This window comes from Moraxella sp. CTOTU49803 (assembly GCF_032097965.1).
In the GTDB taxonomy this organism is placed as follows: Bacteria; Pseudomonadota; Gammaproteobacteria; order Pseudomonadales; family Moraxellaceae; genus Faucicola; species Faucicola tetraodonis.
The window spans coordinates 799,563-813,415 of the sequence record NZ_DAMCJP010000001.1; the positions used below are offsets into that span (position 1 = coordinate 799,563).

A 13,853-nucleotide genomic window follows, 5' to 3' on the forward strand; every position below is an offset into this window, starting at 1 on the left:
TGATGTTAATTGGCGTTTTAAGGGATGAGTGAATGGTACAGAAGACTTTAGGTTATCAAATTGGGGTAAAGCGTATCGTTGCAATACCCTTTTTATTGGTTTTATTTATTTGCCTTGCGATTTATACCTTAGTTGACTTGACCCAAACGGTGCAATATGAAATCAAACAGGCCAGTAAGATTAATTATCTACTTGCCCAGTCTACTGCAAGTAATCCTAACGGTGTGACAACCGCTAGCATTGACACACTATTAAGCGAGATGCCGCAGTACGAAAGCATTGTGTTTTTTCCATTTGACCAGCAGCAGCATCCGACCACCCATCCGATTAAAGTCACAGAGGTTTTTTTTGAGCGCTATTACGGATTGAGTGAACCTGTTAAAATTAATTTATTGACATTCAAGCCCCATCAAGACAACACTAAAGTAGAGCAGCTGATTGGTTATAGCAATATCACCCTTGACCTACAAACCATTCGTCAGCAATGGTTTTGGCAACATTTGCCGTTAGTACTGGTGTTATCATTTATTGCGCTGTTCAATTTGTGGTTTGTGTTGCAAAAGGTGCAAAATTTAACCCATCGCTTACCAAAACTTGAAAATTTAAGCCATCACATTTTGCAAGATGAATTTTTAGCGGCAGAGGCGTATAAGCTGCCAAAAAGTAATGAGGCTTGGGTATTTGAAAAAGCCTTGGTGTATTTTCTCAACAAGCACAAGGCGCAAATTGCCCAAATCAACACCCTGCGCCAAGAAAACAATGACCTTGAAGAAACCCAAATTAAGCAGCTTGAGCACAATTCAAAATTTGAAAATATTTTGATTCATGAGTTCAAATCCTCTGTAAGTCGTATCGAATCGGGTCTACAGCTGTTACACAATCAATATATCAGCGCTGAGCAAAAGGATGCCGTTGAAATTATTAGTTTGGGCAAAGATGATTTAAATGCTAAGCTTGATCAAATCATCCAAATTAACCGTATCGATAAAGGTCAAACAGGGGTCAGCGCCTACCAATTTAGTCCAACGGGGTTAATTACCCAAATTGTCAATGATTATCAGCCTGTGGCTGCCGAGAAAAATATTACGTTAAAGGCAAAGCCCTATCATGCCGACTATGTCCTAGAAGGCGATGTTCAAAAAATCACCCTAATTATCAGTTCATTGGTAGAAAATGCGATTAAATTTACCGATAAAGGCAGCATAACAATCACCTCGCAGTTGCAACATTTACAAACGCAAGTACGATGGACGCTGCAGATTGAAGACACCGGCATAGGCATTGCAAAGGAATATTTAGAGCTAATTTTTGAACCTTTTTTCCAAATTAATCCTGAAGTAAAACATTCCTCATCAACTAATTCTGCAGGATTATTTTTGGTGAAAAAACTCTTAGCACTGATGAAAGGCAGCATCACAGTTACTAGCGAACCTGATGTGGGTAGCAATTTTCAGGTATCGTTATTGCTAAAAGATTGGAAACACAACTATGAACGCAATTTATTGCTAAATAAACATATTGTCGTTTGGTATCACTATGAGGATTTATTCGAAACGGCCAAACGCATGGAAAATGCGGGTGCTAAAGTTGAGACGTTTACCAGTAGCGAACTTCTTGAAGATTATTTGTTATTTCATACGGTGGATGCGCTATTTATCTCCCGAAATATTGATTATCAAGCGATGTTAGACTTCGTCAGCAAATTTCGTGAGCGTGAAAATAAAGCCAGGGTCACCATTATCTGCGTTTATGACACCAAAGCGTTAAATCCGCATACCATTGAATTACTAAAAATAGCTGGGGTGGATTATTTTGTCAAAAAAGAAGTCATAGACGAGCGACTCGATCAATATATCAAAGAGTTGTCCAATATATTGAGTTAAATTTTGAGTTAAAAAAACCCTTCGTTTCATTTGAAGGGTTTTTTTTGTGATTTTTCTTTGTAATTTAGAATAAACCTTTAAAGAACAGTACGATATGTTGCCACATACGTTTAAAAATTCCTGCTTCTTGAACTTGGGTCTCAGCGACCAGTGGGACAGACGCCACAGGTTTACCATTGAGCATAGCAACCAGCTTACCCACTTCTTGCCCCTGCGCTAACGGCGCTTTAACATCGGCTGGCAAATTGACCACGGTGCTGATTTTTTCTTGATCCAACTTTGGCACTAATACTTGTAAATTGCCTTTGCTGACGACGTTGACTTTATCGACAGCACCGAAGTTGACTGGCACGCTGCCGTAGTTTTTTTGTGCTGGGGCGGCAATTTTAGTAGCAAAATTACTAAATCCCCAGTTGAGTAAGTTGCGCGATTGGTCTGCGCGCTCTTGCACGCTTTTAGTACCCATAATCACTGAAATCAGGCGCATATCACCGCGTTTACTCGACGCTACTAGACAGTAACCTGCTTCGTCGGTATGCCCTGTCTTTAGACCGTCTACCGTTGGATCGGTGAACAATAACGCATTGCGGTTACCTTGGGTGATGCCGTTATAAGTAAATTGTTTCTGGCTATAGATGGGATAATACTTTTTGCTGTTCTTAATAATGGCTTGGGCAAGTTTCGCCAAATCTTCGGCAGACGCTTGATGGCCTTCTTGTGGCATACCGGTCGCATTCATAAAATGCGTATGGGTCATGCCAATTTTTTTGGCTTCTTCATTCATCAAATCGGCAAACGTGGTTTCGCTACCGCCAATGTGCTGTGCCATCGCTTTTGATGCATCATTACCCGATTGGATAATAATACCTTTTAACATATCAATCACAGGGGCGGTTGTATTGACAGGCACATACATACAAGACTCTTTACTTGAGCCTTTACACCATGCTTCTGGGGTCATGAGGATAGGTTCGTTTTCCTTTAATGCCCCTGATAGCAGCCGCTGCTCAATGATGTAACTGGTCATCATTTTGGTCAATGACGCAGGTGGGAACGGCTGAGCGGCATTTTTTTGAGCCAATACCGTACCCGTATCATAGTCAATTAGGATAAAAGCAGAATTGTCTAGTTCAGGCTGTTGTATGGCAGCATTTGCCTGTACAGTTGTGGCAAAAAAACTGGCGGCGACAAAGGTGCCGACCATCAGACGTTGGGTGTATTGCGGTATTACGATTGCTTTCATCTCACTCACTGTTCCTTAAAACCTATCTAAACCTATCTAAAGGATAAATTTAGCGTTTAATTCCTACTTCACCGTTGTTTGCCTTATTCTTTTGAACTTGGACTTACATCAACTCCATAGGCGTTTTTAATTGGGGATAGAACCTACCCACCAATGGTTAAAATTAAGACAAGGTTAAAACCCTATCTGCTTGATTTAAAATATTTAAACTTGCGTTAATATCACGGTCATGCTGTGTGTCACAGCTAGGACATTGCCAGTTACGAATGGCTAACGTTAAATCTATTTTAGCCATCACAAAGCCACAATGCGAGCAAGTTTTAGAGCTTGGATAAAATCTATCCACTTCTTTGATTGTCTTGCGAGATTGATTTGCCTTATAAATCAGTTGGCGTTTAAACTCATAAAAGCTTAAATCACTAATTGCACGGCTTAATTTGCGATTTTTTACCATGCCCTTAACGTTTAAGTTTTCTATACAAATCACATCATACATTTTGACAAGCTTTGTGGTGAGTTTATGAATAAAATCTTTTCTGATGCAACTGATTTTGTAATGCAATCGTGATAGCTTGGTTTTCGCTTTTTCACGGTTTTTACTACCTTTTTGTTTCCGGCTAAGTTGTTTGCTTAGTCGTCTTAGCTGTTTAAGTTTGCTTTTCAATGGCTTAGGGGCTTGCACTTTTGTGCCGTTTGATAACACAGCTAAATCGGTTATGCCTAGGTCTATGCCAATGGCTTTGTCTGTTCGAGGGAGGGGCTTTGGTGTTTCGTTAATTTCTACACCAATAGAGACAAACCATTTCATGCCTTTTTTGAAAATAGTGGCATTCATGATTTTGCCATTAAAACGCAAGTTTTCTGTTAATTTGACCCAGCCCAAATTGGGAATTTTTATATTTTTGCCAATTATTTTAAACTGGTCGTTGGTTAAGCTAAATTTGTCATTTATACCTTTCTTGCGAAATTGGGGGTACTTTGCACGTCCTTTAAAAAAGTTGTCAAATGCTTTGCCAAGTTGAATAATGGCTTCTTGTGGACTGCATTTGGTAACGTCAAACATAAATGGAAATTTTGTTTTTTTGATAAAATTTAGCTGTTTTCGGAGTTTAAATTGGCTTGGATTGTTAAGTTTGGTTCTGTCAATTGCTATGCCATTTTTTTGACAGTTATCACGATATACTTTATCAGCTTGATATTGGTTTTGCCATTCTGCCAACGCCCAGTTATAAGCTAAACGAGCTACACCACAAGCCTTAGCAAAGTAGGTGGCTTGTTTGTTGTTCGGTGTTAGTTCTATCGTGTGTCCTTTTATCATGGCGTTTCTTTTACCATTTGTTTGACTTGTTTTTTATATTTTCTCAGTCCGTATAGCCGACTGCTAAAGCTATAAATGATTGCTAGCATGTCTTCAACCAATTATTGTTGTGGTGATAGCTTTTCTTGGTTGGCTACAATGATTTGGCAGTTGTGGCGATTTGCCATGTGTTCAGAGTAGTCAAAGCCAAAACGTGTTAGACGGTCTTTGTATGCAACGTACAGGGTTTTAATTTCCCCTATTTCTATTCTACCCATGAGTGATAGAAAAATTTTACGTTTAAAGTTCAAGCCACCGCCTAATTCACTATGCCATTCATCAACAGCTATGCCTTGTGCCAGGCAAAAGGTCTGCATGGCATCTATCTATGAGTGTAGGTCGTCTTTTTGGGCATAGCTTGATACTCTGCAATAGACAACGATTTTACCTTGATTGTTCGGTTTTTCAATGTTTAAGACTTTGAAAATGTCTTCATCGGTATAAACACGGTGGTTGGTTGCGGTTCTGGTTGGTACAAGTCTTCCTTATTTGTCCCATCGCCTTAAGGTAGATATTGATACGCCGATTTTTTTGGCAAATTCTTTGGGTTTGTAGATGGTCAAAAAAATATCTATTTTAAATGGTTTTAGATGGGTTTGCAATTACTAGTTATTTGCTCTTAGCTCAAATCAAATGCGATCTGTTTGCTTGGACGCTTGGTAAAACAAATTGCCTATATTAGCAAAAAAAATCGTAATTCAACACTGTATTCGGTCTAAAAATCAACGATTTATCATACATAAAACCCCCTAAATCAGTTAGGGGGTGGATAGCGTAGATTGACTTAAATTATTATTTACTGTTGGCAAGGTCTTTGCACAGTTCAAGATTCTCCGCTTTTGGATAACTGAGTGTCCATTGGCGGGTTTCATTCAAAATTTGCTTGTAATCTTGCTGAGAGGATAAGTACTGCACCGCTAAACGAGGATCGCTGATGGTCGGCATTAATTTTTTTAGCTCGACATTATAAGCGGTGTTAAACCCTGTCTGTTGCGATTTATTAAGCATGGGTGGGCAGATTTCTGATAACACTTGTAATACCGCCACTTCTTCTTTGGTGGTCGATAATTCTGACATATCGATTGCGATAGTATCGTTACTTTTATCTTCAGCGATACCACTCACGGTGACGCTCATTAACAGCATGCCTATCATAGCTTGACTGATTTTGCCCAGTTTAATCATACGGTGTCCTAACGTTATCTAAGTAAAATACAGCCCATATCATACTAAATAATCAAAAAAAATATAGCGAATAATCACGCTATATAGTCAGTATTTTGTGAACAAGTAAAATTTTTTGAAACAGTGTAGCAATATACTACTAGGTAAAAAATTCGGCATTATCCATGTTACGGCTTAGTTTACACGGTCTAGTTTAATAGCTCAATCGCTTGAATTTGCAAAACACTCTCTGCTGTCTGGCTAAAATGAACATCGACATTTTGATAACGCATGACAAATGGGATATTAAGCTCCTGTTGTCGATATGCAGGTCTAGGGTCTTGGGCAATGAGTTGCTCGATGGTTTGCCAATCTGTTTGATTTAGCTGACTTTTTATTGCAATATTGGATAAATCGTGCAATAAATCTGGATGCCAATGCACAGACTTGATGACGGGTTTTTGGGCGGCATACCCAGCAATCGCATCATTGATACTATCGCTATAACGCAAATATGGTTTGATATCGATAACTGGCGTGCCATCTACCATATCACCGCCGATGATATGCAGCCTCAAGCCCGCCTCACTGTTTTCAATATGCGAAAATTTGACCACTGATAATCCAATATTTGCCGGTCGATACATACTTCGACTGGCAAAAACCCCTATCTTTTGGTTGCCGCCCAGTCTAGGTGGACGAACCGTTGGTTGAAAATTTGACTGATTTGCATTGATTCGATTTTGATGAAATTGCCATATAATCCAAAGATGACTAAATTGCGCAATGCCTTCAAAAGCACTGAGCATATTGTAGGGCGGCAACATGCTGATAGTAGCGTTGATATCCACAAGATTGGGTTGGCGAGGCGTGCCAAACTTTTGCTTAAGTGGGGAGTTCACAATGCCGATAATCGGCAGGGTAATTTGTCGTGGTAACATAATGGGTCGTTAAAATATGATATTTTAAACTATGATTATGCCATTTTTTTACGCCCAAATTCGACTAATTCATCAAAAATTTGCTATCATATCGCCCCAGAATGTCAATATTAACCCGCTTTTTTTATCCTTTATCCAGTTTTATTTTTATTTATGACCAATACAAGGTTGGGTGCTATGTCAAAATTTTATGAAGAAACCGTTACCTATGTGCATCATTGGAATGACACATTATTTACCCTAAAAACCACCCGTAATGCAGGTTTACGTTTTCGCAATGGTGAATTTGCCATGATTGGTCTGGAAGTCAATGGAAAACCTTTGATGCGTGCCTACTCAATTGCCAGCACCAACTATGATGAAGAGCTCGAATTTTACTCTATCAAAGTCCAAGATGGTCCTTTGACGTCTATTTTACAGCATATTAAAGTGGGTGATAAATTATTGGTGAGCAAAAAACCCACTGGCACCCTGGTGCTTGATGACCTAAACCCTGGCAAGCACTTGTATATGCTAGCAACCGGTACAGGCTTGGCACCATTTTTGTCACTCGCCCGTGACCCAGAAGTGTATGAGCGTTTTGAGAAAGTTATCGTGGTGCATGGCGTACGCTATGTGAGTGAACTGGGCTACCGTGAGATGTTTGAAAAAGCCTTGTTTGAAGATGAGCTACTGGGTGAATACGTTAAAGATAAACTCATCTATTACCCCACGGTCACGCGTGAGCCGTTCCGCAATGAAGGGCGTATGACTGATTTGATGAAGTCTGGCAAGCTGTTTACTGATATCGGCTTACCACCCATCAATCCAAGCGATGACCGCGCGATGATTTGTGGTAGCCCATCTATGAATAAAGACGTAGCGGCCCTACTCGACGAATTTGGTCTTAAACCATCGCCTCGTATGGGTGGTACGGGTGATTATGTGGTTGAACGTGCCTTTGTCGAGCAATAAAAGTTGAACAGTAAAAGTTAAACCGTAAAATCATAAAAAAAGCCCTACTTGGGCTTTTTTTATAACTCAAAATTAGTAGCTATATTCCAACACCAAATTACCACCCGCATCTTTATCATCGCTGATGCTGTCTTTTTTACCCCAAACACCCAGTTTAACCGAGGTTTTGTCATTGTATCTATGTTTCCAATCGGCTTCGACAATATCCAAATCTTGCTTGGATGGAAAAGCTGAATTAATCACTTGATTAGACTGATTCACTTTGGCGTTGGCGTATTTTAACCCGAACTGGTTGTTAGCGTTAATATTACCTGATAGCCCCACACTAATGATTTCACCATCCCCACCAATCGGATGACCTAGCGGCAAGCCCTTTTGATAATAACCATCTTTATAAATGCTATGGGTGTAAATAGTATTGGTTTTATCAAGGTCATAGTAAGTATTCGCCCATTCTGCATGCCAGAGCCAAGGCTGTTGAAACAGCGGGATCGTACCTTTTAACCCCCCCAAATAAGCGTGTTTACTTGGCAAACCACCTGCTTCATCTTCCCCAATAAATTCACCATACACACTCACCGGCAAATTCACCAACGGTTTTAAATTTAGCTGTGCATCAATTCCTGCGATTTGGTTTGAAGGATCTTCATCTTCGCCGCCATTATCATATTTACCGATTAAAGCCTTACCTAAAGATTTTAGGCTTTCAGACTTATTATCGCCACCCCACATCAAGGAACGCGATGCGCCGATTTGAAACGCTTCATGCGGCTGAAAACTCGCTCGCATGCCAATCAATTTAGTGTGAGGCTCTGCCTTATAGTCTTGTAATTGACCGGCAGTAATCTGGTAATTAAAATTACCCAGTTTTGATAATACAGGAAAATTAATAGGGGTATTATTGGCGCGCTGCATTAAAAAGCCTGTGACAGGTTTAGCCGCATCACTGCGAATTAAACTGCCATCAACCCCGTTGCCCCACCATACAGGAATACTCCCAAAGGCAATGCGATGATTGCCTAATTTGGTACCGATGTAGCTGCCATCAAGATTCGATGACTTGCTAGGCTCATCATCTTCGACATTTAAGGTGCCTTGAATTTTATAATCAATGTTCTCACCTGCATGACTATGAGAAATACTAACACCCAAAGGCGTCACCGTATTGCCTTCTGTATTAAATCCGCTAAACACCGCGCGCTCGTCACCATTCACGTTGCTCACTATTTGTAGCTTGGATACATCGTTGGCTTCAAGCTTTTGCTTAACTTGACTAATTAACAGTTTATCATTGTCTGATTTGGGCTGCGCTTGACTCAAAGCTGTCTCTATAGCATCTGAACTAATCGGCCAAGTTGATATATCAACATTTACAACGCCGTTGATTTTTAAAATCTCAAGTGTTTGACGTAGATCACTATCAATTTGAACTAATTGACCTGCCTGACTAAATTGTGAGAGTCCAAGTAGTACACCCAATGAAAGATATTTAACCGTTTTATTTGTCATACGAGGCTCACAGTTTATTTATTGGCATTGAATAGAGTGGTTAGTACATCAACAGTGGTAGTTGCAATCGTTTGCATTTCAGTTACTGTCAATGTCGGGTGTATTAAAAACATCAAGCTTGTTTCCCCTAATTCTTTAGCAACTGTCAATCGCGCGTTAGGACGTGATGGATGATTGTCAAATGCTTTTTCTAAATAAATTTCTGAACAAGAGCCAGAGAAACAAGGAATTTTTTTCTCATTAAGCGCATTTAAAATACTATCTCGATTGATATTCTCTGGCAAGTTTTCTGGTCTGACATATACATAATATTTATAATACGCATGGACAGAATCGCCACCCATGACTTGGTGAAATTCTATATCGGGTATACGTAAAAATTGTCGCTCATCTGCAAACTGTGTTAGAGCTTCACGCAAAATTTTGGCGTTCTGTGTACGAATATTGGTCCACTCAGCCATTTTTTTAAGCTGAATACGACCAATCACCGCTTGCATTTCCATCATGCGCCAATTGGTACCAAAGCTGTCATGTAACCAGCGAAAACCCGGTGGATGTTGTTCATGATAAATACTATCGTAGTTTTTACCGTGGTCTTTATACTCCCACATTTTTTGCCATAATGCTTTGTCATTGGTCGTGACCATGCCACCTTCGCCACCTGTGGTCATGATTTTATCTTGACAAAAACTCCAAGCACCAATATGACCAATACTACCCACTGGTTTACCTTTGTACTTGGCGCCATGCGCTTGGGCACAGTCTTCGATGACCCATAGGTTATGCTGCTTGGCAAGTGCCATAATCTCATCCATATCGCAAGGCCAGCCAGCTAGATGCACGCAAATGATGGCTTTGGTTTTATCCGTGATTTTTGGTGCAATTGTCGTGGCAGAAATATTACCCGTATTGTTATCTACATCTGCAAACACCGGCATCGCGCCAGCATTGACGACGGTTGAAACACTGGCGATAAAACTACGGGGCGTGACAATCACTTCGTCACCCTCGCCAATACCCATGGCTTGTAACGCAACATCGAGTGCTAATGTACCATTTGCCAGCGCCACTGCGTAGTCTGTCCCTGCCCATGCGGCAAATTCTTTTTCAAACTCTCGACATTCTTTGCCCGTCCAGTAGTTGACTTTATTGGACAATAGCACCTGTGACACGGCATCGGCTTCTTCTTGGGTAAAGCTAGGCCAGGGTGAAAACTGGTTGTTTAACATGTTTTATATTCTCATATTTTTGAAAATGAAGTTAACGATTTTTTTAATTTTTAATCAAAGGTCTTGCGGGGTTGCCGACGACAGTTACGCCAGCAGGTACATCTTTAGTGACGACGGCACCCATGCCAACGATAGCGCCTTTACCAATTATTAACGGCTTATCTGGTGTACCTTGACGTAGCACCGCGCCTGTTCCAATATAAGCATGGTCTTCGATATGCACATTACCATTGCAACTAACGCGTGGCGCAAAAGTGACAAAATCACCAATCACACAATCATGGGCGATATAACTAAAATAATTAGCATGAAAATAATTACCAATCTGAATATTTGAGGTAAAGTGTACGTAGTTGCACAAAACTGCGCCTTCACCTATATTTACCTCATCCATCTTAATCATTGTGTCTGCATAAACAGACCAAGGTTTTATTCCTAGTAAATCGAGTTTCAACACAAGTTTTTCTCGAATTCTACTATTGGCTATTGCAACAGCAACATATTTATCTTGAGCTGCTAAATTTATAAATTCTTCAAAGTTATACACTTTATGACCATTAATTAAGGCACTGCTTGCTCCATCATCAATGAATACAAGTTCATAACCTGGTGCAGCAAGACAGCTTAATTGTTTTCTAGCTAAGGGCATAACACCACGGCCAAAGCCGCTTGCCCCATAAATAGCATACAATATTTTATTACTGCTCATTTTTTTTTCCAGTAAAACGAGTCATGGTAACTTCTTCAGACTGGTTAATACCGTCTTTGATAATGACTTTTATAACGGTTTTTAGCAATATTTTCATATCTAACAAAAATGTTTGATGCTCAACATACCAGGTGTCAAGCTTGAACTTATCTTCCCAACTTAAACTATTGCGACCATTGACTTGGGCGTAACCTGTTACCCCTGGACGCACGTTATGACGCTTGGCTTGTTCAGCGTTATATAAAGGTAAATATTCCATCAGTAGTGGTCTAGGACCAACCAAACTCATATCTCCTTTGAGGACATTCCAAAGCTCAGGCAACTCATCAAGGCTACTGGCACGCAGTTTTTTACCAAATTCAGTCAAGCGTTCGCTATTTGGCAGAGCGTTACCCTCTTTATCAGTCGCATCTTTCATGGTGCGAAACTTAACCATCTCAAACGGCTTTCCATGCAGGCCTGGGCGTACCTGACGAAATAGCACAGGCGAGCCCATCTCTTTTTTGACTTTATACGCCGTAATCGCAAGCACAGGCGATAGCACCACAAGGGCAGACGCAGAAGCAGCAATATCAAAGGCACGTTTTAGCATAATTTTCTCGGTATTAAGCATAATTAAACCTAAAATGAATATTCAAACTATTTAATTAAATTGGGAATAAAATAATATAGCTTGTTTTAGCACGTCATTGTGGTCATATTTCTTCATTACTTCCTCACGACAAGCATTTTTCATTTCAATTAGTTGCTCTTTGATAACTAACATATGATTCATTTTTTCTTGCAAATCCTGCACATTCTTTGGGTTAACAAAAAAACCATTTATACCCTGTGTTACTATCTCTGAATGACCTGTTATATTTGATACTAGAACAGGGACTTTCATCAAGTTAGCTTCTAGTACGGCAACCCCAAAACCTTCTCTATGAGAAGGCGAAACAAATAAGTCCATAATACTTAGAAATTTCTTTACATCTTTTTGAAAGCCCACTTCAATGATATTTGGATTACTTTTAATGATTTGAAGCGTTTTTTGGCTAAGCGGGTCTAAATCTGGCTCATATTTACCAACCAATATTAATTTTATATCCTTTTGCTCCAGTTGATTAAAAGCTCCTACTAATTCTTCTATCCCCTTGTCTTTGACTAATCTGCCAACAAAACCAAATACAAAGTCATTCTCACTGATTCCATATTCTTCACGAATAATTTTGGAATTATAATTATGGTTAGAGAATTCATTGATATCTAGCCCATTAGCACTACCATTATGAATTACTCTCACTGGCTTTTTAGTTAATTGTTGTTCAACTTTCTGTTTTATTCCATGACTAACCGCAACAATATCAGTTGCGCAAAAGCAATTAAGTTTTTCAAAGTTAACTAATAACTGCCTTTTTTTTCCTACTGCTCCTTCATAGCGCAAGCCATGAATATAATAAATGCGGGTTGGTACTCTAGTTAGATAACCACTGGTTAGACCCAGTAATGAAGCTTTTGGTGTATTACAGTGAATAATCTGCGGTCTCTCCTTAACAAATAGATATAAAAATTTTAACAAACCTGAAATATCATCTTTAAGTGAGATATCTCTTTTCATAGCGATAGTTTTATACTTAACGTTTTCACGTTGAGCTATTTTTTTAAGAACATTATCGGGAGAACTGATTAGCGTTACGTCAAATTCTTTTGAAAGCTCATTTATTTGTCCCTTAAAAAAATTGAGTGACATCGGAACAGTTGTCGTTAAAAAAAATTTTTTAGGCTTCATTCTTCTTCTCTAATACTTTTTTGTATTCACTAATATAATTATCAACCATTACATCTAAGCTATAGTTTTGTGCTCGTTGATAGCATCTTTGACTAATTTCTTCATAGTATTTTTCATCTGAACCAAGCTTCAGAATATATTCTGCTAACTTTTTATCATCACCAACTTCAAATAATATACCTGCACCTTCTATAACTTTATTCATACCCTCAACATCTGTAGCCACGACAGGCTTTTTCGCTGCCATAGCTTCAACAATCGATAAACCAAAACCCTCATAGTGCGAGCTTAGTACATTAATGTCTGAACACTTTATTACACTATAAATATCAGCCCTATTACCAAGAAAAAATGCTCTATTATCAAGCTTTAATGATTTCACTAATTCTTGGCAATTATTTTTTTCTACCCCATCGCCACACATAATTAATTTAAATTGGGTAGGTAAATGAATTAACGCTCTTATAAGCGTTTGATAATCTTTTTGTCGTGAAAATCTTGCTGCCATTAGAATAATAATATTAGTATCTGATAACCCAATTTCAGATCTGGGCAATGGGGTAGCTGAGGTTATTTTATTCAATTCTACGCCATTAATAATAATCTTGATTTTATTCTCATCTATATTTAAGTTGTTCAGTAAAAAATCTTTTACTTCGGGAGTAATGGCAAAAGCTTTGGTAAATCTTGAATATATAAAATTCTCTGCATATCTAAAGAAAAAGTTAACGGCTCTTCGATTAAATGCACTATGTTCCGTAAATACTATTGGTGCAGCCCTTTTATTAAATAGTGAAGCAAGTGCAACTATATAAGAAGTAGGAAAAATATGCACATGAACTAAATCATATTTATCTAAATAATTTGAAACAAGTTTTATATATTTTGGATAGTAACGGTTTATATCCACACCTAAGCTATGAACTTTTATATTTTCGTTCAATAGCTCATCCAAAAAATGGCTAGGTTTGCCATCTATTAATAATAATTCGACTTCAATACCTTTTTCTGATAATTTTCTGCATAGGTTGACAACAAACCTTGCACCTCCACTCGTTGCAGGTAAGCTATCAATAACTTGAAGTATCTTCAT

At 38.8% G+C, this 13,853-nt stretch carries 12 protein-coding genes and 1 pseudogene; 2 read left to right on the forward strand and 11 right to left on the reverse strand.

The genetic code is table 11. The features are described from left to right. The first annotated feature begins 32 nt into the window (after nt 1–32). Nucleotides 33–1,883 carry a HAMP domain-containing sensor histidine kinase gene (locus RT422_RS03510; RefSeq protein ID WP_313421300.1) on the forward strand — a complete coding sequence of 617 codons (1,851 nt, stop codon included), beginning with the start codon at nt 33–35 and terminating at the stop codon, nt 1,881–1,883. Nucleotides 1,884–1,947: 64 nt separating this feature from the next. On the opposite strand, the gene RT422_RS03515 is transcribed toward RT422_RS03510, so the two are convergent. From RT422_RS03515 to tsaA, 5 genes and pseudogenes are all read right to left on the reverse strand, one after another. Further along, nucleotides 1,948–3,087, reverse strand: a complete 1,140-nt coding sequence (locus RT422_RS03515) for a D-alanyl-D-alanine carboxypeptidase family protein (RefSeq protein ID WP_313421418.1) — start codon at nt 3,085–3,087, stop codon at nt 1,948–1,950. 202 nt (nt 3,088–3,289) lie between these two features. Next, nucleotides 3,290–4,444 carry an RNA-guided endonuclease InsQ/TnpB family protein gene (locus RT422_RS03520; RefSeq protein ID WP_036605163.1) on the reverse strand — a complete coding sequence of 385 codons (1,155 nt, stop codon included), beginning with the start codon at nt 4,442–4,444 and terminating at the stop codon, nt 3,290–3,292. Further along, nucleotides 4,441–5,046, reverse strand: a pseudogene (locus tag RT422_RS03525) (IS607 family transposase). The gene RT422_RS03520 and the pseudogene RT422_RS03525 overlap by 4 nt, the downstream one beginning before the upstream one ends. A gap of 229 nt (nt 5,047–5,275) precedes the next feature. Further along, a complete protein-coding gene (locus RT422_RS03530) occupies nt 5,276–5,668 on the reverse strand; it encodes an MCR_0457 family protein (RefSeq protein WP_313421301.1) in 393 nt (130 codons plus the stop codon). 188 nt (nt 5,669–5,856) lie between these two features. Beyond that, entirely contained in the window at nt 5,857–6,588 is a 732-nt protein-coding gene (gene tsaA, locus RT422_RS03535) for a tRNA (N6-threonylcarbamoyladenosine(37)-N6)-methyltransferase TrmO (RefSeq protein ID WP_313421302.1), read from the reverse strand. A 177-nt stretch (nt 6,589–6,765) separates the two neighbouring features. On the opposite strand from tsaA, the gene RT422_RS03540 reads away from it, so the two are divergent. Next, the gene (locus tag RT422_RS03540) at nt 6,766–7,542 is read left to right on the forward strand and encodes a ferredoxin--NADP reductase (protein WP_062330698.1); all 777 of its coding nucleotides are present in this window, start codon (nt 6,766–6,768) and stop codon (nt 7,540–7,542) included. A 72-nt stretch (nt 7,543–7,614) separates the two neighbouring features. On the opposite strand, the gene RT422_RS03545 is transcribed toward RT422_RS03540, so the two are convergent. The 6 genes from RT422_RS03545 to RT422_RS03570 are packed head-to-tail and all read right to left on the reverse strand — an operon-like array spanning nt 7,615 to nt 13,853. Then, nucleotides 7,615–9,051: a capsule assembly Wzi family protein gene (locus RT422_RS03545; RefSeq protein WP_313421303.1), complete on the reverse strand. Its 1,437-nt coding sequence runs from the start codon at nt 9,049–9,051 to the stop codon at nt 7,615–7,617. A gap of 14 nt (nt 9,052–9,065) precedes the next feature. Continuing rightward, on the reverse strand, nt 9,066–10,280 hold the full coding sequence (locus RT422_RS03550) for a DegT/DnrJ/EryC1/StrS aminotransferase family protein (protein ID WP_313421304.1): 1,215 nt from the start codon (nt 10,278–10,280) through the stop codon (nt 9,066–9,068). Between the two features lie 43 nt (nt 10,281–10,323). Next, on the reverse strand, nt 10,324–10,989 hold the full coding sequence (locus RT422_RS03555) for an acetyltransferase (RefSeq protein WP_313421305.1): 666 nt from the start codon (nt 10,987–10,989) through the stop codon (nt 10,324–10,326). Continuing rightward, nucleotides 10,979–11,581, reverse strand: coding sequence for a sugar transferase (locus RT422_RS03560; RefSeq protein ID WP_313421419.1), 603 nt, complete (start codon nt 11,579–11,581; stop codon nt 10,979–10,981). Before RT422_RS03560 ends, RT422_RS03555 begins: the two co-directional genes overlap by 11 nt. A 51-nt stretch (nt 11,582–11,632) precedes the next feature. Next, complete coding sequence (locus RT422_RS03565) at nt 11,633–12,760, reverse strand: glycosyltransferase family 4 protein (protein ID WP_313421306.1); 1,128 nt, start codon at nt 12,758–12,760, stop codon at nt 11,633–11,635. Next, nucleotides 12,750–13,853: a glycosyltransferase gene (locus RT422_RS03570; RefSeq protein ID WP_313421307.1), complete on the reverse strand. Its 1,104-nt coding sequence runs from the start codon at nt 13,851–13,853 to the stop codon at nt 12,750–12,752. Before RT422_RS03570 ends, RT422_RS03565 begins: the two co-directional genes overlap by 11 nt.